General features: G+C 38.0%; 25 protein-coding genes. 7 read left to right on the top strand and 18 right to left on the bottom strand.

Annotated elements, in window-relative coordinates; all coding sequences use genetic code 11:
- Positions 1-33: 33 nt before the first annotated feature.
- The 12 genes from VB797_RS00320 to VB797_RS00265 all read right to left on the bottom strand — a co-directional run bounded on the left by VB797_RS00320 (position 34) and on the right by VB797_RS00265 (position 11,944).
- Complete coding sequence (locus tag VB797_RS00320; protein WP_323235616.1) at positions 34-1,167, bottom strand: glycosyltransferase; 1,134 nt, start codon at positions 1,165-1,167, stop codon at positions 34-36.
- Entirely contained in the window at positions 1,160-2,296 is a 1,137-nt protein-coding gene (locus tag VB797_RS00315) for a glycosyltransferase family 4 protein (protein ID WP_323235615.1), read from the bottom strand. The genes VB797_RS00320 and VB797_RS00315 overlap by 8 nt, the downstream gene beginning before the upstream one ends.
- Before the next feature lie 19 nt (positions 2,297-2,315).
- The gene (locus VB797_RS00310) at positions 2,316-3,305 is read right to left on the bottom strand and encodes a glycosyltransferase (RefSeq protein WP_323235614.1); all 990 of its coding nucleotides are present in this window, start codon (positions 3,303-3,305) and stop codon (positions 2,316-2,318) included.
- A 22-nt stretch (positions 3,306-3,327) separates the two neighbouring features.
- Positions 3,328-4,761, bottom strand: coding sequence for an oligosaccharide flippase family protein (locus VB797_RS00305; protein ID WP_323235613.1), 1,434 nt, complete (start codon positions 4,759-4,761; stop codon positions 3,328-3,330).
- A 2-nt stretch (positions 4,762-4,763) separates the two neighbouring features.
- Positions 4,764-5,729, bottom strand: coding sequence for a glycosyltransferase family A protein (locus tag VB797_RS00300; RefSeq protein WP_323235612.1), 966 nt, complete (start codon positions 5,727-5,729; stop codon positions 4,764-4,766).
- Positions 5,730-5,773: 44 nt separating this feature from the next.
- Entirely contained in the window at positions 5,774-6,778 is a 1,005-nt protein-coding gene (locus VB797_RS00295; protein WP_323235611.1) for a beta-1,6-N-acetylglucosaminyltransferase, read from the bottom strand.
- Positions 6,779-6,989: 211 nt separating this feature from the next.
- Positions 6,990-7,877, bottom strand: coding sequence for a WecB/TagA/CpsF family glycosyltransferase (locus VB797_RS00290; protein WP_323235610.1), 888 nt, complete (start codon positions 7,875-7,877; stop codon positions 6,990-6,992).
- Positions 7,878-8,399: 522 nt separating this feature from the next.
- On the bottom strand, positions 8,400-8,954 hold the full coding sequence (locus tag VB797_RS00285; RefSeq protein ID WP_323235609.1) for a protoglobin domain-containing protein: 555 nt from the start codon (positions 8,952-8,954) through the stop codon (positions 8,400-8,402).
- Between the two features lie 129 nt (positions 8,955-9,083).
- Positions 9,084-9,542, bottom strand: a complete 459-nt coding sequence (locus VB797_RS00280; RefSeq protein ID WP_323235608.1) for a hydrocarbon-binding protein — start codon at positions 9,540-9,542, stop codon at positions 9,084-9,086.
- Positions 9,543-9,645: 103 nt separating this feature from the next.
- The gene (locus tag VB797_RS00275; protein WP_323235607.1) at positions 9,646-10,236 is read right to left on the bottom strand and encodes a roadblock/LC7 domain-containing protein; all 591 of its coding nucleotides are present in this window, start codon (positions 10,234-10,236) and stop codon (positions 9,646-9,648) included.
- 272 nt (positions 10,237-10,508) lie between these two features.
- Complete coding sequence (locus VB797_RS00270) at positions 10,509-11,063, bottom strand: GTP-binding protein (protein WP_323235606.1); 555 nt, start codon at positions 11,061-11,063, stop codon at positions 10,509-10,511.
- On the bottom strand, positions 11,063-11,944 hold the full coding sequence (locus VB797_RS00265) for a DUF4388 domain-containing protein (protein WP_323235605.1): 882 nt from the start codon (positions 11,942-11,944) through the stop codon (positions 11,063-11,065). The genes VB797_RS00270 and VB797_RS00265 overlap by 1 nt, the downstream gene beginning before the upstream one ends.
- A 559-nt stretch (positions 11,945-12,503) precedes the next feature.
- Between VB797_RS00265 and VB797_RS00260 the strand changes: the two genes are divergently transcribed.
- Positions 12,504-13,331 (top strand): DUF6816 family protein, encoded by an 828-nt coding sequence (locus VB797_RS00260; protein ID WP_323235604.1) that lies wholly within the window; start codon positions 12,504-12,506, stop codon positions 13,329-13,331.
- A 302-nt stretch (positions 13,332-13,633) separates the two neighbouring features.
- On the opposite strand, the gene VB797_RS00255 is transcribed toward VB797_RS00260, so the two are convergent.
- The gene (locus VB797_RS00255) at positions 13,634-14,383 is read right to left on the bottom strand and encodes a response regulator transcription factor (RefSeq protein ID WP_323235603.1); all 750 of its coding nucleotides are present in this window, start codon (positions 14,381-14,383) and stop codon (positions 13,634-13,636) included.
- A gap of 157 nt (positions 14,384-14,540) precedes the next feature.
- Between VB797_RS00255 and VB797_RS00250 the strand changes: the two genes are divergently transcribed.
- Positions 14,541-15,581, top strand: a complete 1,041-nt coding sequence (locus VB797_RS00250) for a YheT family hydrolase (RefSeq protein WP_323235602.1) — start codon at positions 14,541-14,543, stop codon at positions 15,579-15,581.
- 321 nt (positions 15,582-15,902) lie between these two features.
- Positions 15,903-16,616: a 4'-phosphopantetheinyl transferase family protein gene (locus VB797_RS00245; RefSeq protein WP_323235601.1), complete on the top strand. Its 714-nt coding sequence runs from the start codon at positions 15,903-15,905 to the stop codon at positions 16,614-16,616.
- On the opposite strand, the gene VB797_RS00240 is transcribed toward VB797_RS00245, so the two are convergent.
- The gene (locus VB797_RS00240) at positions 16,591-16,809 is read right to left on the bottom strand and encodes a hypothetical protein (RefSeq protein WP_323235600.1); all 219 of its coding nucleotides are present in this window, start codon (positions 16,807-16,809) and stop codon (positions 16,591-16,593) included. The genes VB797_RS00245 and VB797_RS00240 overlap by 26 nt on opposite strands.
- On the opposite strand from VB797_RS00240, the gene VB797_RS00235 reads away from it, so the two are divergent.
- Positions 16,724-17,077: a DM13 domain-containing protein gene (locus VB797_RS00235; protein ID WP_323235799.1), complete on the top strand. Its 354-nt coding sequence runs from the start codon at positions 16,724-16,726 to the stop codon at positions 17,075-17,077. The genes VB797_RS00240 and VB797_RS00235 overlap by 86 nt on opposite strands.
- An 87-nt stretch (positions 17,078-17,164) precedes the next feature.
- On the opposite strand, the gene VB797_RS00230 is transcribed toward VB797_RS00235, so the two are convergent.
- A complete protein-coding gene (locus VB797_RS00230) occupies positions 17,165-18,280 on the bottom strand; it encodes an ABC transporter permease (RefSeq protein WP_323235599.1) in 1,116 nt (371 codons plus the stop codon).
- A 236-nt stretch (positions 18,281-18,516) separates the two neighbouring features.
- Here VB797_RS00230 and VB797_RS00225 point away from each other — a divergent pair, with 236 nt between their 5' ends.
- The gene (locus VB797_RS00225; protein WP_323235598.1) at positions 18,517-18,699 is read left to right on the top strand and encodes a hypothetical protein; all 183 of its coding nucleotides are present in this window, start codon (positions 18,517-18,519) and stop codon (positions 18,697-18,699) included.
- 90 nt (positions 18,700-18,789) lie between these two features.
- On the opposite strand, the gene VB797_RS00220 is transcribed toward VB797_RS00225, so the two are convergent.
- A complete protein-coding gene (locus VB797_RS00220) occupies positions 18,790-19,341 on the bottom strand; it encodes a GNAT family protein (protein WP_323235597.1) in 552 nt (183 codons plus the stop codon).
- Between the two features lie 41 nt (positions 19,342-19,382).
- Here VB797_RS00220 and VB797_RS00215 point away from each other — a divergent pair, with 41 nt between their 5' ends.
- A complete protein-coding gene (locus VB797_RS00215) occupies positions 19,383-20,012 on the top strand; it encodes a type I restriction endonuclease (protein WP_323235596.1) in 630 nt (209 codons plus the stop codon).
- A gap of 61 nt (positions 20,013-20,073) precedes the next feature.
- Here VB797_RS00215 and VB797_RS00210 read toward each other — a convergent pair whose 3' ends face one another.
- Both VB797_RS00210 and VB797_RS00205 read right to left on the bottom strand, forming a co-directional pair.
- Entirely contained in the window at positions 20,074-20,736 is a 663-nt protein-coding gene (locus tag VB797_RS00210; RefSeq protein ID WP_323235595.1) for a Uma2 family endonuclease, read from the bottom strand.
- A 256-nt stretch (positions 20,737-20,992) separates the two neighbouring features.
- Positions 20,993-22,105: an S-(hydroxymethyl)glutathione dehydrogenase/class III alcohol dehydrogenase gene (locus VB797_RS00205; protein WP_323235594.1), complete on the bottom strand. Its 1,113-nt coding sequence runs from the start codon at positions 22,103-22,105 to the stop codon at positions 20,993-20,995.
- 294 nt (positions 22,106-22,399) lie between these two features.
- Between VB797_RS00205 and VB797_RS00200 the strand changes: the two genes are divergently transcribed.
- Entirely contained in the window at positions 22,400-23,683 is a 1,284-nt protein-coding gene (locus VB797_RS00200; RefSeq protein ID WP_323235593.1) for a valine--pyruvate transaminase, read from the top strand.

Genomic DNA, 23,683 nt, shown 5'->3' with positions numbered 1-23,683 from the left:
TAGGGAGTAGGGAATAGGGAGTAGGGAGTACCTTTAACCTTTAACCTTTAACCTTTGACCTGTTTTTGCTGGTATACCTAATACCTGTAAATACTTTTGAGTACAATTTTCTAATTTAAATTGATTTAACCATTCTGTTTCTACTTGTTTGGTATTACCTGAAAGTACGCTTAAAATAGCTTCAGCCATCGCTTTAGCATCGCCTACTGGAGTTAATTGACCATATTTACCATTGTGCAAAATCTCCGCAGGTCCGCTTTCACAATTTGTAGATACTACTGGAGTTCCCACAGCTAAGGCTTCTGCAATCACGTTACCAAAACCTTCCCAAGCGGAAGATAGAACGAAGACTGCTGACGATCGCATATACGCATAAGGATTATCAACGAAACCGAGCATGGAAACATCTGCCTGTAAGCCTAATTGCTCGATTAAATTATTTAAATTATCTTTTTCAGGACCCTCTCCTAAAATGACTAAACGACACGGACGCACTTGCCGCACTTGAGTAAATGCACGGAGCAATGTTGGATAATCTTTCTGTGGATGCAGCCTTCCTACTGCCAAAATCACTGGTGGTTCCTCTTGAAACCACGGATGATCGACTGATTCTTTTGCTTTGACAAACAATTCCGGGGTAATAACTGGGTTGTAGATTAAATCGATACGTTCGGGGGGTAAATGAGTCACCTTGGCTAAATCTGCCGCTACTCCTTGAGAAACACTGACAATACCATCAGCCCAAGGGTAGAGAAGTCTGGCTGCAAAGGGTGTCAAACGTGCTGAAAGTTGCGGAATTCGCTTGGCTTCTAAAGACAGATGATTGTGTTCTGATACTACTATTCGCGTTGATACTCCACTCATGCGTTTTGCCAAGAGAGCTATTTCGCAAGGATAATGTAAAGCTGCAAGCATTGTTGCCGGTTTTTCTTGCTGCAAGTACTTAATTAATTTTGGCAGCATACTCAACTTTGACTGCGCGTTTAAATCTACAAGTCGAATTTCTGACGGTAACTGTTCTAATAATGAGCCTACCGATTTTGCTAATACCATATCAACTTTTAGCCCTTGCTGTACGAAACCGCGAGCTAAATTAAGCAATATTCGTTCCGCACCACCACCGTAAAGGCAACGTAGAAAAATGGCAATATCGGGTGAATTAGACATGGTGAATGGCGTTAATATGTTGCGGCGATTTTTGAGATATACTTTTCATCAAGCTAAGAACTTGATCGTAATTACGTTTGGCATCAAAACGCTTTTCGGCTATCTGACGGCTAACAGCACCCATCGCGGTCATTTTTGCTGGATCGTTTTTGAGAGTTTGGACTGCATTCTTCAAAGCCGAGACATCTGAGGGCGGTACAATTAAACCATTAACTTTATGTTCTACTTGTTCGCGCAAAGGTCCGACATCAGTAGTAATGACTGGTAATCCTGCTGCCATCGCTTCTGAAACTACTATACCAAAGCAATCGGCCTCGGTTGGAAAGACAAAAATATCAGCTTGTTCGTAAAGTTGTCTTAAAGCTTGACTGTTAGCATTTAAATCGCAATGTACCCGAATCTGGGTTCCGCTTAATTCTTGTTTTAAATTAATATCTTTGGTGACGATATCTAACGTACAGTCTTGGTCTAAACCGTTACGAAAAGCTTCTAGCAGAGTATAACCGCCTTTTCTAGCAAAATCTCCTCCTACAAAAAGCAAGCGTAGGGGATTTGTGGCGGTAGAATGCAGTTTTTCCTTGGGTGTAAAATGCCACTTTCGCAAATCTACCCCTGGTGGAATTACTGTAACTTTCTCGGCAGGTATGCCATAGTCAGCAATCAAGGACTTTTTAGCCCATTCACAGAAAGTGATAATTGCAGCAGCCGCGTTATACGTACTTTTATTCCAATGAAATTTACCACGTTCAATTAAATAGCGATCGCCAACTTTATGGTTGTATCCAGCAGCAATGCTATCAAGATTGAGGGGTGTTGCATCGGTGGATACGATCGTGGGGATACGATGCATTAAAGGGATGGAAAACAGCCCTAATGACTGCGTATGAAAGTATAATGCGTCCAGAGTTTGCAGCTTCATAGCCGCCTGTATGTGCTTGCGGGTACGCAAACTAACTTGCAGCGACCAGTTGTTACGGATAACTGGCAATTTTTCCCATATATCCTTATCTTCTCCTATAGGCATCCAATTCGGTTGGATACTAGTGTCTCGATCTACCCAGTATTTTAAGTTTTGATAATGGGTAATATGTCCCAATGCTTGTTCTACAACAAAACCAAAATTAAACATAAATTTTCAACCTTTAACCTCATTGCAGTTGATTTACAGGTTCTTTAATCACAAGTTTTTTAACTATAGTTTTTAACTTTTTATATTGTTCGGGAGGTAGAAGCAATACTGTAAAAATTTTGAAGAACGCTTTCGACATGGGTTGCCATTTCCAAATAGTCGATAAATCGTTTTTAATCGCATTCCCAAAACACCGCATCGCAATTATACCGTTTTTGCGACTTGAAGGAGATTCCAACGATTTAAAGGTCAGATAATGATAAAGTGTTGAAAGAGCGTTTTTCTTGAGGTGTTGAAGGGATTCCGGAGCATCATTAAAAGCGTGTTCAATAAATTTTAAACTGCCTTTTTCCATTTTTACAATATTAGTAGATGCCGAATTAGAAGACATCCGATATAAAATCTGAGCATATGGTACGGTTACAAAATCATAGTGCTTTGCTAAACGCAACCACATATCCCAATCTTCAGCAGGTGTTAATGACGGGTTAAAACCGCCAACCTTAGTTAATGCTTCTCTACGAATTAAAGGATTAGAACCATTTTCCAAAATACTTTGGACTAATATTCTTTCGTATGCATTACCATTAATCATCACATAATGACCAGGATGAAAAAACGTGCCATCTTCATGGATGTAGTCAACCCAACTATAAGCAACTGCGGCTTGAGGATTTGTTTGTAAAGCTTTTAATTGCGCTTCCAGTTTATCTGGAGTCCAAAGGTCGTCAGCGTCTAAAAAGGAAATAAATTCACCACGAGCTTTTTCAATTCCCCGGTTGCGGCTAATGGAAACACCCGCATTTTTATAGGATAATACTTGCAATCTAGGGTCTTTGATATTAGAAACGATGTCCAAAGTTGAATCTTGAGAACCATCATTGACTACTATTAATTCAAAGTTGTGAAAGGTTTGATTTAAAACCGATGCAATTGTCTCTCTAATGGTTTTTTCTGCATTGTATGCCGGGATAATTACAGATATCAGCGGTGTTGGATTGTTTGTCATGGTCATGTTTCTATTAAGATTACTAGTTATTATGACGTAAATTCTGGACACGTTTGAGCAATTGATTAACTTTGATTTTATATTTACCAAACATTTGAGGCATAAAAATCCGGATACTGATTAGATATGTCAAAATTAATGTAAATGGTCTAATAAGTAAAGGTAAACTGAATGAAATCAGAAGACCTGGAATAATTAATAAAATCGGTATAAAGCAGGGAACAATAAACTGTTTAAACGACCAGCCTAAACTGCGACAAGCAACCCACCACCAGTAAACAGTCCAGCCAACTCCTAGCACTAATGCAACAGCTAAACTAACTCCAACAATCCCACCTAAATTTGCACCAAGAATAAAACTAATTACCGCAATTGGAGCTATTTGTAAGTTTACTTTAGCGTTAATATCGGGACGACCTTTAGCAACTAACATCGAGAATAGTGAAGAATTAATAATCCGGAAGTAGGAAAAAATTAGTAATCCTGGTATAACGTTAACAATCGGTATCCACTTTGCTCCAAACACCAAAGTGACGACTTGCGAGTCTACAACTAAGAAAATTGAAGCGCAAATTGCAACAGTTAAAATCGCCGTTTGTTCTACTACCTTTAGCAGAGTCTTTTGTTGTTGATCGTGTGATAATTGAGCAAAAACTGGCATTCCTAGTTGATTAAAGATCGCACCTACAATGCTTGAAAATGCATTTGTTAGCTGATACGCAAGATTGTAATAACCAAGACTGGTGCTACCCAACAATTTTCCTACAGTGAAATTATCAATATTGAAATTAGTATATAACCCAAAGCTAGAAGCAACAGTACCAAAGTAGAAAGATTTGACTTCAGATTTTACTTCTGGGTCAATTTGTAGCCGGAATTTATACTTTGAATAGTAGCGAGTTAATACGCAATTAACTATCCAAGAAGCAGTATCGCCGATTACAAAAGACCAATAGCTAAATCCTAAAAAAGCAGCGGCTGTAGTAGAGACTAATCGCGTAATCGAGTTCACTAAAGTGATATTGGCGATCGCTCGATATTTTAACTGTCTCGTCATGACGCTGGAATAAACGTAGCTAGCGGAAGAGAGGATCAGATTAAACGCAAAAGCTACTAATATCCACGTCAATGTTGGCTCTTTAAAAAACATAGCTACAAATGGGGCTGTAGCTGCCACCCCCACCGCTAAAGCTATTCCCACTAATAAGCTAATAGTGTAAGCAGTATTGACATATTTTGGGTGTTCTATGCCCTTATAAATAATGAAAGCACCCGCAGTATCCTGGATGAACAAGGAGAAAAAAGACCAAAAAACGTAGGCAATTCCAATGATTCCAAAGTCAGATGGCTGTAATAATCTTGCTAAAACCAGACTACTGAGGAAAGCAAATATACGGGTTACGAATGTAGCATAGGAAATCCATAAGCCATTTTTGAAAAGTGCAGTTGCTTTCACTATCAGTGTTTTCCTTGTACTGTTTTTGCAAAGCCCAAAGAACGTCCGATGGCTAGTTTCGCTACCGATGACAAACGCACCGACATTAAAGTCACCAAGGAACGTACATCTCGATAAAAAATCGATCTATCGCACATTAAGGCTTGATCGATAAAATCCCGTGCTGTTTGCATATCACCACTCTGAAGAGACAATCGCGCTAGATAACGGTACATATAAGCGTAAACTGTGGGTAACATCGGCTTGACTAACTGTGGCGATCGCAATGTTGCATCTTCAATAACTAGCTCCCCAGAATTCCGCATTTGCACGATATTGAAAGACAATCCCGAAGGACGCACGCGGTAGTAAGATAAAATCCGCTTTTCTCGGTAAAACCGCCATTTTTGCGTTGCAGCAATTCGCAACCACAAATCCACATCTTCCCAACTGCGTAGACTTTCATTAAAATCGCCGACTTCATCAATCAAACAGCGCCGAAAAACTGCATTAGAACCGTGTCCGACAAAGTTTTTACATAATAAAGCTAATACGTTATTTGAATGTATGGGTTTACCGCTCAAAGTGATAAATGTCGGTTTTCCATCATCGCGAATTGTCCGCGAAGCACTGTAAACTACCCCAATATCAGAGTCTCTATACAGTCGAGCTATATGAGTTGCTAATTTATCTTTGTGGTAAATATCATCACCATCCAGCAGAGCAATATACTCACCTTGTGCATGACGAATACCGTAATTTCGTGCGGAAGATAAGCCCCCGTTGGCTTTCTGTAATAGTTTGAACCGAGAATCTCTCTGACAAATTTGCCGCACTATAGCCGCAGTATTATCTACAGAACCATCATCAACTATTAATGCTTCAAAGTCTGAAAATGTTTGCTGTTCTAAAGAAACAAGAGTTTCTTTAATATATTTAGCGACGTTATAAGCAGGAACTATAACGCTAACTGTTGGTATCTTGGTCATTATTCTTCTCCCCATCTACTATTGTAGAAATTCAAATCGAAAATTTATCGATTAGCTGTAATTTTGGTAATTTCTCGATCCAAAATATCTAAAATTTTACTGTCTTTAGATATGTCAAATTTTCTGGCAAAATGAGCGTTACTTTGCACAATTGCGTCATAATCACTAATGGTTAACACTTTGGGTCGCCCATTCTTGGTTTTAGAAAAATCAAAGTAGCGTTGATTACCGTTGTATAAATCAAACTTTTTACTATTGAGTAAGATTGTTTGGATGAAAGATTCATCTGAATTACATACTCTCTTGTAATATTCGATAACTTCCGGATGATTTTCGCAAAAATTATGCAAATAATCTACACATTTCTGAGATAATGTCGTAAAAGAAGAACCACCATAACAAACAAAGTTTGCATTAAATATTGATTTTCTTCTGATGCCGAACATTTCATAAGCCAAATTAATTCTCACAAAAGGCTGTAAGCGATTAATGATTTTTATTGGCACAAGTAACTGCTTCGCCCAATTTGGAAATATTTTGAGTAAATTAATATTATTATATTTAAATAAATAACGAGTTTTACCTTCTTGCATACTCCAATGACTTTCTGGAGAAAAAACATCAAAGTATTCCATAAATCCATCATAATTAGTTTCTGATAAGAAATGCTCAATTTCTGCTATTGGCTTAATTGGGTAGTCTTGACCCGATAAATAAATCAACCAGTCGTATTCAACCCGATTATCAATCAACCATTTGATAGCATTTAGATAAGACTTAATTACAAAAAAATCTCCACGCTTTCCGCCATTATTTTTCAGTACTTTAATACCAAGATTTTGGAATCCAACCTCATCCAAATCACATTTACCGAAATCATGACTAATAATAATTTGATTTTCAATTTTTGATTTTTGAATCCGATCAACTAAACGATAAATTTGCTCGGCGTTTTGATGAGTTTGTATAACGTAACAAATTTTCATGATGTTTACCAATGAAAATATAATTATTTCCAACTGATAACTATAGGCTTCTCTTAATGCCATAGTTAGACATAAAATTTATAAATCTTAAATAATGCCGAAAATCTGCTTTATTCTGTATCTATTTAAGCGAAAATAAAGCATATGATCGGTTCTAATTAACCCAGTGGCAGCCGAACAGCTTCCAGTGAAGTCAACCTCAAGCTACATGAGTAAGTCGGCACAAATAAACTGAAGTATGTAGCAAAATCTAAATTAGAATAAAAGCTTTACCCTATAATTTTGCGGTTAGTTCTACTCGCAAAGACGTTTTATTAAATACTGCCAGGGCAATTTGCAGCGCAAAAGCCGGATTTCCTAATAAATAACGGGCTGCTAGACGTTTTGGTTCGCGACAAAAGCGATAAAACCATTCAAAACCAGCATTCGCTAAAATATGTGGACAATCTGGAACAACTCCAGCCATGCGATCGATAATAGCTCCACCAAGCATAATGGCATTAACTTGCAAGCCATGACTATGCTGCTGTACCCATTGTTCCTGAATCGGCATTCCCATGCCTACAACTAGGATATTAGGCTTAAAGTCATTAATTTTATCGATTACGGCTTGATTAGCTTGCGGGTCTTTTTTATCGAAATACCCATGATGTCCGGCGAAATTAGCTTGCGGATATTCTATCTGCAAATTATCGAGAGCTGTCTGTAAATATTGCGGCTTTCCACCTAAGAAAAACACAGAGAAATTTTGGTTATTACAGCTTTCTAAGATTTTAGGCATTAAGAGCGTATATGAAGTTCGGTAATCTAAAGGTAAATCCAAACCCATATAGCCGATTGCTTTTAATATGCCGACACTATCGCAGTTGGCAATCTCTGCGCTTTGTAAGAACTCGTAATACCAAGGCAATTGCATGGACAGATTAAAACTGTGGATATTGTAGTTCGCTACAACTATTTTCTTATTTTCTGTACAGGCCTTGCAAATTGCCTGCACAATTGAAGAAATAGACATACAATCTATTCTTCGCTCTAGTAAATAGACACTTAAAGCAGTTGATTCAGCTTTATTTTCGTTTATCTTTTGATTCGATGCATTGTCTGCTTTAACCTCAGCATTGCTGGTTAAAGATGTCCCTAACAAGGAAAAGAAGTTCGCCATATGAAAAATTTTCTGCAAATGGGTATCAGCAGCCCTAACTAAACTATGTAGATTGAAAAACGAATCAGTAAAGAATCGTATACTTCATCTAATCAAAATATAGGGAGTAGGCTCCACAAGGCTTATACGTCAAGCAGACGGTAAGCTTATTCTATTTTAAAGCGATTAAATCGCGTTCGTAGAAACACCCATTAAACTTTTTTCTACGATCAGTATAATTAACTAAATTATAAACAAAAGTATGGGTAAATACAAATTTTTATTTAAAAATATGTCGAAAGATAAATCCCCGACTTTTCTATTTTTTTGAAAGTCAGGGAGAGTAAGTAATAGCGAGTAAATTAGAGCATACTGCCGAAAAATTGGGTTTCGAGCAATTATTTTCTAGCCTTCGCTACAAAAATTAGAAAAATTAAACTGCTTAAAAGTGACGAGCTTTTACATTATTTTAGTAAGTCACTAAAGCAAAGCAAATAATTATACATTACAGAAATTTTTCTTGATAAAACGGAATAATTTCCATTACATCGAATTAGCACCAGTAGCAATCAAACGTCTGAATAAACCTTCAGTCCAACCAGTTTCTCTCAAAACAGCTTCTGAAGAGACTTCTACATAAGCCTGTTCGATAAAAGCCAAGTCAATCATACAAATACGTCCAAGAGCGTCTTTAATCTCTTCACTTTTTGCGTCGCTTTTCGCACGATTGCCTGCTTCTCTAATTACAGTTGCCATCGCAGGTACAACGTGCTGAGGTCCAATTCCGATCCGGACGTGAACTAAACCTATTTTCCAACGGCGATCGGCATACTCTTTACCCCAATCATCCATACCCGTAAACATTTCGTGAAACCATTCAATAAATGTTTCCCGCAGACGATGAATGCGTCCATCTGTAGCAGTTAGAATCGAATTCATTTCTTCATCGCGTCCTAAGTAAGCGTAGAAATGTTCTGCCATTTCTGGAGCAATTTGTTTTCCCCAGTCTGCTTCTGATTTAAGCAGTGCTTTATCATCTGTTGTTAAGCAAACGCGCTTTTCCAAAGTGGACATAAACGCTTGTGGATCTATACTCATTCCCAGAAGCTCCTATTATTAATCAAAAAAACTAGTGAAAACTATCCGCACCAAGGGTTTTAACCCAAGAATTAGTTTAAAATCTGCGATTTTTGTAGAAATTCGGATTTGCTTTTTAGCAGGATTAATTTATCCAAATTCTACGAATTCAAAAACGTCATGACTACCACCACGAAGCACGGATTCGGTGTGTTTGCCTTGAAAACGCTTGCCTAAAGTTTGTTCTAAAGCGCCCCAAACAGCACCTAAAGTATAAGTACATTTACGAGGAGAACCTGCTTCTTCATTAGCAGAACATAGAGTTTCGGAAGTATAAATTTTGATCGAATTTTCTTCTTGAACGATCTGATCTACAATGCATAATCTTGTACCTTCTGCACCCAGAGCAGACCTCATTTTTGCGGCAATTTCTTCGAAAGATGTGGATGCTTCTAAACCCAACTCTTTCGCAAGACTTTTACCACGCTGACGACCTGCTGCGGTTAAGGCGATCGCGGCTGCTTTTTCTCCCAAAGCATCTTCCATACCCGTTATGGCAGCTTTGAAGCAAATAATACTACTGAAATTTCCTAGCGTTGCACGTTGCATAAATTCAAGTACTTAAAGAATTGAAGCATTATAGAAATTTGGACTGAAACTAAATAAAATCGTCAATCCAAACATCGTTATAAGGATTGTATTGCGTTGCGACTCAACCCATTAACGGTGCAATCTTGGCAACAACTCGTTTAACTTCTAGAAACAATAAACCTTGCTTTACACCAGCACCAGCTAAAACCAGTAAAACCGCATCAGCACCACAACCAACCAATACACCGTAGCCTTTTTCACCTTCCACCACAATTCTATCGATGCTTCCACGGGCTAATTCCCGACCGATACGCTCACCCAGAGAAAGCATAGATGCCGACATTGCAGCAGTACGTTCTTCATCCATTCCACCAGGTAAAACCGAAGCCAAAGCCAAACCGTCGGGACTTACCAAAGCCGCACCTTGAACCTCAGAAGCAGCACTGACAAAATTTTGCAGTTCGTCTTGCAGCATTGAAACGTTAATCATTTTTTTTTCCTCCAAAATTGTTGGTAAAGATGTTTGAGTAATTTCCGCACTCGGCTGTTCTAATGTATTTTCGCCAACATTAGTTTTTACTAAACCAGTGTTTTCCTCAGATGTCATTGACAGATTGTTTTCCGTTTCTGGCAACTCCAAAGAGTCTACTGACTCAGCAGGATGTTTGTGAAAAGCTCCTTTGAGAAGCTTGATAATTTTACCCAGAGGCATTTATTCCTGACTCCTGAGCGCTATCTTAAAGTTTTAATTTATCTTGTTTTAAGTAGATAAACGTTGAACCTCAAGACTTGGTAAATTTTAAAACGAAAAAGGTTAAATTAAGAATAACGAAAGGTTATTTATCTCTTATGTTTTACAAGTAAGATATTGTCAGTATTGGGAATGGGGCATGGGGCATTGGTAATTGGTAATTGTTTATAAAACAGCCACGGAACTATTCGACTCCCAATACATACGATTCCATCACTTTTAACTCCTAATTCCTAATTCCTAACTCCCTCAGTTCTTTGATTAAGCTGCTCGACGATCGCAATCAATGCACTCGATACAGATTCGCGTTCGTTGGGATTGACAGTCATTACGGGGATTGAATTCGCTTTGTTTTGAAGTCCTAAAGCTAAAACTACATCTTCGATTTCCCACGCATCGACACAATCTGTATGGGTTACTCCGATTGTTGCCGGAATTGATGCATGATGGTTCATATAGTTGAGAACTTGACGTGCATTACGGAATTGATTGGGACGATGTGCATCTACTAAGAGAATGTAAGCATGGGCTTTTCCAATCAAAATGTCCCACATAAAATCGAATCGCTCTTGTCCCGGAGTTCCGTATAAATGTAATGATTGCTTGGATGCGATCGTCAGTTTGCCAAAGTCTAAAGCGACCGTGGTTTTTTCCTTTAATTCGGCTAACTCGTCGGTTGCTCTTTTATCAGTGTCAACAACATCAATTTCACTAATCGTCCTAATAAATGTGGTTTTTCCTGCTCCTACACCTCCTGTAACTACAATACGCAGAATTTCTGATGTCATTAAGCTTTGCTCCTTAAGTACCCAACAAGATTTTGCAACAACGAACTGCTCACTTGGGATGTTTTTGATTCTTGATGCTTTTTAACAGATCGCGAACCATATTTATTTACCCAAGTTAAATCCATATCATAGTTGTATGCACCAGAATTTGATGTTACCTGGGGTACTTCTTCTATCAAACCTACAACCATTAATCGAAAAGCTGCTTGCTGAATCTTGATAGCTGGTTGATTAAGTTGAGCCGCAATATCTTTTATGGAAATATCACCGTTGGCAAATTCCCACATCTGCCATTCAAAAGGATTTAAACGAAGTTCCGGTTTATTTTGAGCAATATTTTTGATTCCAGATTCTAATTTTGGCAGCGCATTTTCCAGAATTTGCCAATTTTTTAATACTCTTAAAGCCATTAAAACTACTTCTGTAGCTTTCAAACTTAATCCTGTCATCTCCATCATTGGTAAAGCCGCTTTGCAATCTAGTTTAAATACACCTTTTTGAATTTCAAATAATTGGCGAACTTGCTGTAATTGACTGGCAAATAACAAGTTCAATTGTTCCGCATTTAAAACATCTTGAGTTTTTAACTGCAAACCAAAAGGTGTAGTCGTAGATGCATTACTATAAATATTCTCAATAACTTCCGGTTGACTCCAACCTCTTTGGACAATTTTCGCAGCTAAACCTTGACCATTCAAGCGATGTGCCGCAGCTACTATACGTCCACTTCTAAACCAAATATAAAAGTATTTTGCCTTGGATTGAGGTGCATTAATATCTGGCAAAGTACATACACTCAAACAACCAGATTTACGTCCCTGATCGATTAATTGAAACAACTCAGCTAAAGAAAAATCTGTAAAAGAACTACTAAGACTCATAAGTTTAAATATTTTCAATGATTGGTGTTTTTTTTGATAAGACACACCCTAAATTACATTCAAATTAGATGTAATTTTTATGACTATCGATTTTCTTGCTTGTGCTGATTGCGCTTAACTATCGCTTTAAAAGAATAGTACTCGCTTTACAGCCTAAAATTGTGTAAAAAGAGTTTAATGTAATTTTACCTACAGCGAATATTTAAGTGTTATTACTGTTTTATTTATTCGATTTAGGTATTAATAAATATCAATATACAATGTATTTCAATTTACTTATTTAAATTATTTTGTTGACGACTATAAGAATAAATACTTATGATTATTCCGTAATATTACCAGAAAGCCTATGAATATTAGTTATTTTATTTGGAATACCCACGTAATTTTATGAATAATAATTGTATTTCTTATTACCTCTATATAAAGCCATGTTTACGTTGAGATTCTTGATGCTAAAGTTAACTTTGATGAATAAATTGCAACATTACGTTTGATTGGATGAGTAATCAATCAAATAATAATTAACATTTCGTAATATATATAGAAAACGCTGACTATGAAACTTGTTTGGACTTTTTGCTTGATTTTTTTATTAGTTTTCTGTTTACGTGATGGTAGCGCTCATGCTGGGGAATTAAATCGACGATTAAACAATTTTCCGCAGTGGGAGAAATTGACTAATTTACAATCTGCGGTAGGAGACTTAATTTATCCCGAATGGATCAAAGGGGAATGGCAAGTAAAAAGTACTATGCTGGATTTAGTTGCACCTTTAGCACCGGAGATTGTGACACCGGGCTTTGAAAGTAATCGTCAGTTTCTGGCTCAACCAGTTAGTTTTCAAGTCAGATTTGTAAATCAATTAGTCAATAAAAAAACAGCATCTACATTAAATTCTGATTATTTATTAAAAAGAACTTCTATAGCTGAGAATAAGTCATATCCTGTGATTGCCGATCGCGCATACAATGGTTTAAACTTAGCGCGAGCTATTTTAGGCGATGATGTAGTTAAAGCAGTAAAAGTAGACCCCGATTCTCCCAACCGTCAGATTACTTTTTTGCGAGGAGAAAGACAGTTAGTTTCCATCGTCAAAAGCCGTGCTACAGAAAGCACTAATGGTAAATTTATTGCAACAGAAGTATTTCAACAGCTATTTAAAGGTGGTTCGCGTCCCTATCTTAATTCAGTCGAATCAACCACCGCATATAGAAAGTTATCTACAACATCTACATCAAACCCAACAATTGAAGCTAATCAAGTTACTGCTGTATATCTTTCATCTCAAGACCCAGATTATTTTAAAGCAGCTAATAAACCAGTAGCTTTATATAGATATCGGTTGCAATTTTTTCCAATAGCTTCTCAAGGGAATGGGGAATAGGAGGATGGAGGGACAAGGAGATCAGGGGACAAGGAGACAAGAGGAAGAATTCAATAAACTCTTTTTTTAATCCAAAATCCAAAACAAACGCATCTGTTTTTAAAATCCTAAATCTCCTAATTCCTGACTTTTGACTCCTGAATCTTTTAATCTAAAATCAATTGACGCGGAAGCGTCTTCTCGTAGCATAATTTAAAATCTAAAATTGCATCGGGAACACTTTCCCAAGTTTTGCTGTGAAAGCAGTTTACATGGGATTTGCAATTAATTTTAAAAACCGATCTGTAAATTAAGGTTTAAATTTAGCCTCTTCCAATTTCTGTAGCCGATAATTCTTCCGTTGATGGAGGATTGCTGGCTAATTCTAAACAATATCCAGCACCATATACAGTTTTGATATAGCGGGGATGACGAGGATCTGGTTCCAGCTTGGTTCTCAAATGGCGGATATGTACGCGAATCGTTTCAATATCATCATCTGGGTCATAACCCCAAACTTCTCTGAGTATCTCGCTGGGAGAAACCGTTTGTCCGTGACGTTGTAGCAAACAATGTAGTAATTCAAATTCCAGATGAGTTAACTTTACAGTTTGGGTAAACCATATCGCTTCAAATCTTTCTGGAACTAAAGTCAGCGAACCGTAATTGAGAATTTCGCTATGCTTTGCTGCTTGGGGAATGCGATCGGTACGTCGGAGTAACGCACGCACCCGAGCCAACATTTCGTCTACTTCAAAAGGTTTAGTTAAATAATCATCCGCACCTGCATTGAAACCTTCGACTTTATCCTGAGTTTGACTTAAAGCAGTTAACATCAGTACCGGAATATCATTCGTCCGCTCATCTCGACGTAAGCGCTGACACACAGTAAATCCATCAACCTTCGGCAACATCAAATCCAACATAATTAAGTCTGGCTGCAATTGGAGTGCTAGCGCTTGACCTTTGATACCGTCTTCAGCTTGGCTAACATCGTAACCAGCCATTTCTAAATTGACCGCTACCAACTCGGAAATTGCTGGATCGTCATCTATGACAAGAATTCTCGGCATTATTAAATTATTGTTACTGTGTATTAAGGAAAGTTAAAAATCTTTGGAAAATACAAAGATTGCTTTATAAATTATAAAAAAAATTTTAAATATAACATAAAGCTTAAAATTAAAATATTCTTAAATAAACTACAAATTAGACAGAATATCTTATACAATGTGTGCCTCAACCTACAATCCACCTTGGCTTTTACGAAACGGTGTGTCAATGACCGTCGGTGCAGCTTTATGGGGGAAAAAAAATTGGGAAACCCTCCTCAACTTACCAGAGCCTAGTTACCAGGAACAAGTTTTTACAGGCGCACAAGGAGTACCTTTGTTCGGTCTGGTTGCCATTCCCGAAAATCCTCGCGGCACTATTGTAGGCACTTACGGCATTATTGGTGACTTGGAAGAAGAGTGGTTCCTGAAAATTTTGGGACGTAAAGCCTACGCTCAAGGTTATGCAGTAGTATTGTTTGATTGGCGAGCGCACGGTAAGACGGCGGAATTATCGCCAACCTTAACCAGTGATGGTTTATACGAAGGGGAAGATTTCGTTCGCATCGCTGCAACAGCTTTATCAATGGGATGTCCTGCAAAATTCTGGTTTACAGGATTCTCTTTAGGAGGACAATTAGCGTTATGGGCAGTTAAAGCCGCTGTAGAATTAACCGCTTCTGAGGAAATCGGGATTAAAGAAAGCGATATTGGTGGTGGTGCGGTGATTTGTCCCAGTTTAGATTCCAATCCTTCCCTTAAATATTTAACTAGTTATCCGGTAGGTAGATTTTTAGAAGCAAGAATTGCCAGAAGTTTGAAAAATTTGGCATGGAAAATTCATAATCATCATCCAGGAAGTTTAGACCCAGCAGCAATCAAAAGAGCGAACAGCATATGGGGATTTGACAACGAATTAGTCATCGAAAAGTTAGGCTTTCCCTCAGTAGAAGCTTACTATGAAGCAAGTAGCGCTTTACATATTTTGCCAAACCTGACCAAACCAACTTTAATTATTTACGCCGCAGACGACCCGTTTTTTGCACCAAGCGTGATTCCAAAGTTACAAGCAGCCAGTAAGCAAAACCCAGCTATAGAATTAATGTTGACTAAACACGGCGGTCACGTAGGTTATTTAAGCAGCAAAAACTGTCAGAAAGAATACGGGGATAAAGACCCTTGGTGGGCGTGGAATCGAGTCTTAGAGTGGATAGATTAGGAGTTAGGAGTTAGGAGTTAGGAGTTAAGAGTTAGGAGTTAGGAGTTAGGAGTACCCCTGTTAAGGTGTACTAATAAAGTACTAGCTAAAAGCTTATTCTTACGTTGCAACCCCTGTTTTGAAATCTAAAATTGAGCGTAAATATCGCTTTTTGACTTCAAATTTTAATAGGTGCAAGGCTGAAACCCTTATTATTCGTTAGTACAAATGCTCACCTTAACAGGGGTAGAGTTAGGAGTTAGGAGTTATAAATATTGATGTAATAACTGGTAACTGTTTTCAACCTTTGACCTTTGACCTTTAACCTTTGACCTGAATCCTATGTGGTTAAAAGCGCCGACTGATATTACTGATATTAAGTTATTACCTAACGAAGTTCATATTTGGCGAGAAAATCTTGAGAATGTAAAGCCATCGTTGGAATACTTTACACAAATTCTCTCAGAAGATGAGTTAGGGAGAGCAAAAAGATTTCATTTTGAACAACATCGACAGCGGTTTATTGCTGGTCGGGGTATTCTCAGAAGTATATTAGGTCGTTATTTGAATATTGAACCATCTAAAATACGCTTTGATTACGAACCTCGCGGTAAACCGTTTTTAGATCGAAATTATCATCGCAATCTAGGCTTTAATTTATCTCACTCCCAAAACTTTGCTTTATATGCTGTAACTTTGAACGATTCTATTGGTGTTGATTTAGAATGTTTCAACTCGACTACCGATGTAGTTTCCCTTGCTCAAAGATTCTTTTTACCAAGTGAATTCGCTGCGATCAAATCGGCTCCTCAAGAACAACAGCAACAGCTATTTTTTCGTTACTGGACTTGTAAAGAAGCTTATTTAAAAGCAACGGGAACGGGGTTAAAAGACTTACAGAAAGTTGAAATTTCTCTAACTCCAGAACAACCTGCTCGATTAAATGTCCCTGGTGAATGGAAATTAATCGAAATCAAGCCTTTTTTGAACTGTGCTGCTGCGATCGCGATTAGTAGTCGAGATTTGCAACTTAAATATTGGGATTTCGGTTCGTAATAAGGAATTTATTGCTTTCTCTAATTACGACCGACCAAACATCAGCTTGACAAATTCGTATTCTGAGCGTCTCACTTCCTACTGAAGCTAGTCCCGTTAGAACAACAATAGCAGCTAAACCTAAATCCATTATCGCATCTGGCAACTTTGTCAAAGCAGAAAAAGCCACCACAGGTAAAGCAAAAATTGTCAATATTAACGGTAAACGTTACTTAGAATTTGATAAAACATTCAGCAGTGGTGAAGGTCCCGACGTAAAAGTTATTTTACACCGCAACAGCAGCATACCCCAAAACATTAAACAAGGAGATTACCTCACACTCGCTCCAATCAAAAGTTTCAGGGGCGCTCAACGTTACGCAATTCCCGATAATGTCAACCTTGCTAATTATAAATCTATAGGGATTTGGTGCGAAGAATTTAATGCAACTTTTGGTTACGCTACCTTGCAAAATGTTTAATAAAAATGTAGAGATGTGATATATCGCGTCTCTACAAAAGTATTTTTACCAATTACCAATTACCAATTACCAATTACCCATTACCCATTACCTTCCCAAACTCCTAGGGTCGAGTGCATCTCTCAATCCATCACCAAGTAAGTTGAATGCTAATACTGTCAAAATAATTACTACAGCAGGAGGCCAAATTAACCACGGTTGCAGTACCAAAATAGAAGCGTTGGTTGCTAACGATAGCATATTACCCCAGGAAGGGTCTGGTTGCTGAATCCCCAAACCAATCAAACTTAAGATTGCTTCCGCACCGATAAAGCTGGGTATGGAAAGAGTTGCGGAGATCACAATATAGCTGGCAGTTTGAGGTAAAACGTGACGCAAAATAATATATAAAGGTTTACCTCCCATAGCTCTTGCTGCTTGAACAAATTCTCTTTCTTTAATTGACAGTACTTGTCCGCGAATTACCCGCGCTAAACCAGCCCAGCCAATAAAAGAGGTAATTAAAACAATTAGTAAGAAGCGCTGAGTACTGCTTAATCCTGGTGGTAATACCGCGCCTAATGTCACCAAAAGGTAGATACTAGGAAACGTCATCAGTACTTCTACGAATCGCATAATTACTGAATCTATCCAACCGCTAAAGTAGCCAGAAATTCCACCAACTATCATACCTAACGGAAAAGAAATCGCTACACCCAAAATCCCGATAAATAAACTGATGCGACCACCGTACAGCAAACGGCTGAATTCATCCCTTGCTTGGTCGTCAGTACCTAAAATATTGTATCTTGCTTCACCATCAGCGCCGAATAAATGTAAATTTAAAGGAATACCGGGAAATATCGTGACTTCATCCCAAGTGGGTGGTAACGGTAAACTGAACTTAAACAGCCTATATTCGGAACCTTGGACAAATAAACGTAGAGGAGAAGGTTTGCTGTAATCGACAATAATTTCGCGTTTACCCGTATCTAATTCTGTGTCACCTTGAATCGTGGGGTAAATGTGAGGACCGATAAACTGTCCTTCTTTAGTAGACCAATGTACGCGAGTTGGTGGCAATAAGGAACCATTTGGCTGCGAATAATATGGGTCATAAGGCGCGACAAAATCCGCGAAAATTACCGTTATATAAAAGATTATCAGTAATATTGCCCCAAATCGCGCTAAAGGATTTTTCTTAAGTCTTTGCCACCAGTTCATAATTTATACAGGTTACTTGGTTATGAATGTTAAAGCATAAATTATTATTGATGAATTATAAAACCTGGAGATATTTAACAAATCTTAATATTTGAAAGAATTATTGAGGACGGACAAGGATGTCCATCCCACAAGAATCTTAATTGTAGGGTGTGTGACTAGGCTGTTGACTTTGATAGAATTTACCCGTTTTTGGCTCATGCATTAACGGGTTCCCAGTCGGAGGCTGGGAACCCATGACAGTCGGCTCTGCCGACCGTCAAAAGCCAACACAAAAGCTGTATGAACTTTTAGCCCAAAAAAACCACAAAGTCAACACCCTAGTGTGTGACGCTTCGACAAATTGGAAAGAAAACTGTAATTTTGATAGCGTCACGCACCAATTACAGGATTATGATAATGATGCAATTTTAAAATAACGTCATAAGTAAGTTATAAATTTGAGAATAAATAGGGAGCAAGATGCTTTTGATAAATAGGGAGCAAGATGCTTGCACTACAGTTTTTTTCTATATATATTGAGATGCTTCTTTTCTTAATAAAGCAAACATCTTCAAATCATGAAACTCACCTTTCCAGAAGCCATATTCTTTTAAAATACCTTCTTCCACAAAACCTAATTTTTCTAAAAGTTTCATGGAAGCAGTATTTTCTAACATTACAGTTGCTGCGATTCGGTTTAATTCCATCTTTTCAGATCCAAATTTTATCATAGCGCTCAAAGCCTCTGTCATAATTCCTCTTCGCCAATAAGCTTGAGAAAGTTCGTAACCAATTTCTGCCTGAAAGCTTTTTTGCAACCAATTATAACCGCAAGTCCCAATAAGAATATTGTCTTCTTTTTTGGTAATTCCCCAGCGAATCATTTGTTGATTATGAAACCTTTCGTAAAAGCTAGCAATTAAGTTTTCTGCTTGTTCGATATTTGTAAATGCTTCTAAGTTATGATATTTCAAAACTTCTTTGTCTGAGAAATGTTGAAAAACAGCTTCTGCGTCAGATTGATTTACTTGTCTTAAGAGTAAATTTTCTGTTTCTAGTTCGGGGAATTGAGATAACATTCAATTATAACTTTTGAAATATAACTAAAATTATTATCATTATGATGCAAATAATTCAAGCTAGAGATATAAGTATTTATGAATTGGAAGAAAAGTTTGGTTTGCGACTTTCTACAGACACAGATTTTTTCACCGAATGGACGAATAATTTACCTTCGTTAACAGATATAGAAAAGCAATCTTTAAAACGAGTTCAAAGTAATTATTTTAATTTAACCAGACGACGCTTAATATCAGAGGAAGCAGTAAAAATGGTGGTGCTGTCTCCTTTGCTGGACTTGGCTGGTTTCTATCAACCACCTTTCGAGGTTGAAACTGAAACTTCTGTAGAAATTATAGCGGAGGAAGAAGGAGTAAAACTTAAAGGTAATATTGATGTTTTGGTAGTGCAAAAAAACTTTTGGATACTTGTTATTGAATCCAAGAGTACTAAATTTGATGTAACAATCGCGCTACCTCAAGCATTAGCTTATATGCTGAATTCCCCCAATCAAGAAAAACCTACTTTTGGGTTACTTGTTAATGGTAGGGAATTTGTTTTTGTAAAATTAGTACGGGAAGAAGAAATAAAATATGCTCGCTCTTATGCGTTATCTATTGAGAAGGATGATGAATTTGAGCAGGTTTTGAGTGTGTTGAAGTGGGTTGGGGGATTGCTTGTTAATGTATAAAGGCAGAGCCTTATGAAATGCATTCCTAGCCGGAGTCTGGGAACGAGAAAGAGAGATAATTTTATTGCTGTAATAATTCACGTATTTTAATGCGAAATTCTCGTTTTGCTTGAGTTTCACCATTTGTACGACATTGTGAAATAAATTCGGAAACGAGTGCTTTAGTTAATATAGGAAAATTAAAACTCTTTTCTGATTCTTGATATTCATTGCGATCTAATATATAAATAGTTAGTGATTTTCCGTTATAGCGCCAAAATTCGGGTACTTTTATATCTTGATAAAGTTGTTTTTTATTAATATCCGTATGAATAATATCAACTTCTAAAACTAAATCTGGAGGTGGGTCTTGGTTTAAGTTTACGGTTTTACCGCGAACGGCAGGCTCGTTTTTAATGTAGTAACATTTATCTGGTTCGGCACCAGTTTTTTTATCTGGTATTTTAAGTGTAGTTGAAGCCAGACTCTTGATATTTAAATTTAATTCCTCTGTGAGAATATGAATTAATATTCCTATATTTTCGCTGCTGCTTTCATGTGCCTCTAGCGGAGTCATGATTTCTAAAACACTCTGGTAATAATGCACTTTTGCCGCTCGGTTTTCGCCTAAAGCGTTTAAAATTTGTTCGTAAGCTTGCCAGCTAATATTATTTAATGAAACTCGTTTCTCTGGTAAAAGTTGCTCGATATCAGCATTGTTAATTATTTCGCTGATTGTGACCATTTTTATAAATTATATTTGTAGTGCGTTAGCTGGCTATTACAGCACTTTGCAGATAAATAAGGTGAGGTACACAAACATATTCTAAAAACCTTGTGGGATGGGCATCCCTGCCCGTCCGGATGTACTTCACTTTTAGGAAATTTGCTGTAATTCGTATCTTTTTATTATAAATAATATTGAAGTAATTCGTTTGACACCAAAATAATGGAGACGTAGCACTGCTACGTCTCTACACTGGTTACATTTTTATTTTTAATTAATCAAATGTAACTACACTACGAATTGATTCACCTTTATGCATCAATTCAAAACCTTCGTTAATCTTTTCTATTGGCATTACGTGAGTAATTAAATCATCAATATTGATCTTTCCTTCCATGTACCAATCAACGATTTTCGGTACGTCGGTACGTCCCCTGGCTCCACCAAAAGCCGAACCTTTCCACACTCTTCCAGTTACTAATTGAAAGGGACGGGTACTTATTTCTTCTCCCGCACCAGCAACGCCAATTATAATACTTTGTCCCCAACCTTTATGACAGCATTCTAATGCTTGACGCATCACTTTTACGTTACCAATGCATTCAAAAGTATAGTCGGCTCCACCTTTGGTTAAATCTACTAAATATGGAACTAAATCTCCTTCCACTTCTTTGGGATTAACAAAGTGTGTCATCCCGAATTTTTCTGCTAATTCGCGTTTTTGGGGATTAATATCTACACCGATAATCATGTCGGCTCCGACCATTTTCGCCCCTTGAATGACGTTTAAGCCGATACCACCCAAACCGAAAACTATAACTTTTGCACCGGGTTCAACTTTTGCCGTGTAAATAACTGCACCGATACCCGTAGTCACGCCGCAACCGATGTAACAAACTTTATCAAAAGGGGCATCTTCGCGAATTTTTGCGATCGCGATTTCCGGTAATACCGTATAGTTAGAAAAAGTGGATGTACCCATATAGTGGTAAAGCTTTTTATCGCCAATGGAAAAACGGCTGGTACCATCTGGCATCAAGCCTTTACCTTGAGTACCGCGAATTGCTTGACAAAGATTAGTTTTGAAGCTGAGACAATATTCGCACTGACGACATTCAGGAGTGTAAAGAGGAATAACATGGTCCCCTTTTTTAACGCTGGTGACACCTTCTCCTACATCTACAACAACACCAGCACCTTCATGTCCCAAAATTGCCGGAAATAAACCTTCAGGGTCTTTACCCGAAAGCGTGTAAGCATCGGTATGACAGATACCGCTAGCTTTGATTTCTATTAATACCTCACCAAATGAAGGTCCTTCCAACTGGACCGTTTCAATATTTAACGGCTTACCCGCTTCATAAGCTACTGCTGCTTTAACTTCCACTGTTCACCCTCTTGATTAATTTTGATAAATCTTCTTTATTGAGTGCATAGCGGTGGGGGGAGATGGGGGGATAGGGAGATGGGGAGATGGGGAGAAATTAATTACGAATTACGAATTATTTTCTATGCCCAATTCCCAATTCCCAATTCCCAATTCCCAATTCCCAATTCCCAATTCCCAATTCCCAATTCCCAATTCCCAATTCCCAATTACCAATTCCCAATGCCCCATTCCCATAAAATATTATAGTTAAAGTAAAGGTTAAACTATCTATATTATTATTCTCGACTGCTTATGAAACCTGCCCTAACTAAATTTGGCGCTCAAATGTCTAAACTGACCGGCGTAAGAGCGATTATGAAGGATATTGATGAAACTTTACGCGCTGGTGTTGGGCAGGAGTTGATGAATTTGAGTGCGGGTAATCCGTTGATTTTACCTGAAGTCGAACAACTGTGGCGCGATTGTACTGCTGAACTTTTATCAAGCTCGGAGTATGGTGAAGTCGTTTGTCGTTATGGATATTCGAGGGGTTACTCACCTTTGACACAAGCGGTTGCGAAAGATTTTAACAAACGCTACGGTTTAAACCTCACCGAACGCAATATTTTAATTACTCCCGGTAGTCAAACGCTTTATTTCTACGCTGCGAATGTCTTTGGTGGTTATAACGCTAATAATGAACTTAAAGAAATTGTCCTGCCTTTGAGTCCCGATTATACAGGTTACGGTGGAGTTAGTTTGGTTCCCGAAGCGTTGTTTGCTTACAAACCAACTTTAGATATTGACCACTCCGCTCATAGATTTAAATATCGTCCCGACTTTAGCAAGTTATCGATTACTCAAAGCACTGGTTGTGTATTATTCTCTCGTCCCTGCAATCCTACTGGCAACGTTGTCACTCACGAAGAAGTGGAAAAAATCGCTGCACTTGCGGCACCGTTAGATGTTCCAGTCTTAATAGACTCGGCATACGCACCACCTTTCCCGGCATTGAACTATACCGAAATGACACCAGTCTTTGGCGAAAATATTCTGCACTGCATGAGTTTATCAAAAGCAGGATTGCCCGGAGAAAGAGTTGGGATTGCGATCGGCAATGAAAAATTAATTGAAGCTTTGGAATGCTTCCAAGCAAACGCTAGCCTGCATTCATCAAGGTACGGACAAGCCATAGCCGCTCGTGCCATTGAGTCTGGAGAGTTAGCACGAATCAGCGAAACCGTGATTCGTCCCTTTTATAAAAACAAATTCGCTGTTTTAGAAAGCACTTTAGAAGCAGCAATGCCCGATAATTTACCTTGGTTGCTACATCGCGGTGAAGGAGCAATTTTTGCTTGGATATGGCTGCAAGATTTACCTATCAGCGATACAGATTTTTACCAACAACTCAAAAAAGTCGGTGTAATAGTTGTCCCTGGAAACTCCTTCTTCCCCGGATTGCGCGAAGAATGGCCGCACAAACACCAATGTTTCCGCGTCAGTCTCACGGGTAGCGACGAAGAAATCAAGATTGGAATGCAGCGTTTTGCGAAAGTAGCTCAAGAAGTTTATCGCAGTGCTGCGGTGAGTGTTTGA

It is taken from the genome of Rivularia sp. UHCC 0363, from assembly GCF_034931125.1.
Classification (GTDB): domain Bacteria; phylum Cyanobacteriota; class Cyanobacteriia; order Cyanobacteriales; family Nostocaceae; genus Rivularia.
Note: the sequence above shows the minus strand (reverse complement) of the source record. Positions and strands in the feature narration are given on the sequence as shown.

Coding starts and splice junctions, on each gene's coding strand:
- VB797_RS00320 (WP_323235616.1), bottom strand. CDS start 1,167: ATGTCTAATTCACCCGATATTGCCATTTTTCTACGTTGCCTTTACGGT.
- VB797_RS00315 (WP_323235615.1), bottom strand. CDS start 2,296: ATGTTTAATTTTGGTTTTGTTGTAGAACAAGCATTGGGACATATTACC.
- VB797_RS00310 (WP_323235614.1), bottom strand. CDS start 3,305: ATGACAAACAATCCAACACCGCTGATATCTGTAATTATCCCGGCATAC.
- VB797_RS00300 (WP_323235612.1), bottom strand. CDS start 5,729: ATGACCAAGATACCAACAGTTAGCGTTATAGTTCCTGCTTATAACGTC.
- VB797_RS00295 (WP_323235611.1), bottom strand. CDS start 6,778: ATGGCATTAAGAGAAGCCTATAGTTATCAGTTGGAAATAATTATATTT.
- VB797_RS00290 (WP_323235610.1), bottom strand. CDS start 7,877: ATGGCGAACTTCTTTTCCTTGTTAGGGACATCTTTAACCAGCAATGCT.
- VB797_RS00285 (WP_323235609.1), bottom strand. CDS start 8,954: ATGAGTATAGATCCACAAGCGTTTATGTCCACTTTGGAAAAGCGCGTT.
- VB797_RS00280 (WP_323235608.1), bottom strand. CDS start 9,542: ATGCAACGTGCAACGCTAGGAAATTTCAGTAGTATTATTTGCTTCAAA.
- VB797_RS00275 (WP_323235607.1), bottom strand. CDS start 10,236: ATGCCTCTGGGTAAAATTATCAAGCTTCTCAAAGGAGCTTTTCACAAA.
- VB797_RS00270 (WP_323235606.1), bottom strand. CDS start 11,063: ATGACATCAGAAATTCTGCGTATTGTAGTTACAGGAGGTGTAGGAGCA.
- VB797_RS00265 (WP_323235605.1), bottom strand. CDS start 11,944: ATGAGTCTTAGTAGTTCTTTTACAGATTTTTCTTTAGCTGAGTTGTTT.
- VB797_RS00260 (WP_323235604.1), top strand. CDS start 12,504: ATGAAACTTGTTTGGACTTTTTGCTTGATTTTTTTATTAGTTTTCTGT.
- VB797_RS00255 (WP_323235603.1), bottom strand. CDS start 14,383: ATGCCGAGAATTCTTGTCATAGATGACGATCCAGCAATTTCCGAGTTG.
- VB797_RS00250 (WP_323235602.1), top strand. CDS start 14,541: ATGTGTGCCTCAACCTACAATCCACCTTGGCTTTTACGAAACGGTGTG.
- VB797_RS00245 (WP_323235601.1), top strand. CDS start 15,903: ATGTGGTTAAAAGCGCCGACTGATATTACTGATATTAAGTTATTACCT.
- VB797_RS00230 (WP_323235599.1), bottom strand. CDS start 18,280: ATGAACTGGTGGCAAAGACTTAAGAAAAATCCTTTAGCGCGATTTGGG.
- VB797_RS00225 (WP_323235598.1), top strand. CDS start 18,517: ATGACAGTCGGCTCTGCCGACCGTCAAAAGCCAACACAAAAGCTGTAT.
- VB797_RS00220 (WP_323235597.1), bottom strand. CDS start 19,341: ATGTTATCTCAATTCCCCGAACTAGAAACAGAAAATTTACTCTTAAGA.
- VB797_RS00215 (WP_323235596.1), top strand. CDS start 19,383: ATGATGCAAATAATTCAAGCTAGAGATATAAGTATTTATGAATTGGAA.
- VB797_RS00210 (WP_323235595.1), bottom strand. CDS start 20,736: ATGGTCACAATCAGCGAAATAATTAACAATGCTGATATCGAGCAACTT.
- VB797_RS00200 (WP_323235593.1), top strand. CDS start 22,400: ATGAAACCTGCCCTAACTAAATTTGGCGCTCAAATGTCTAAACTGACC.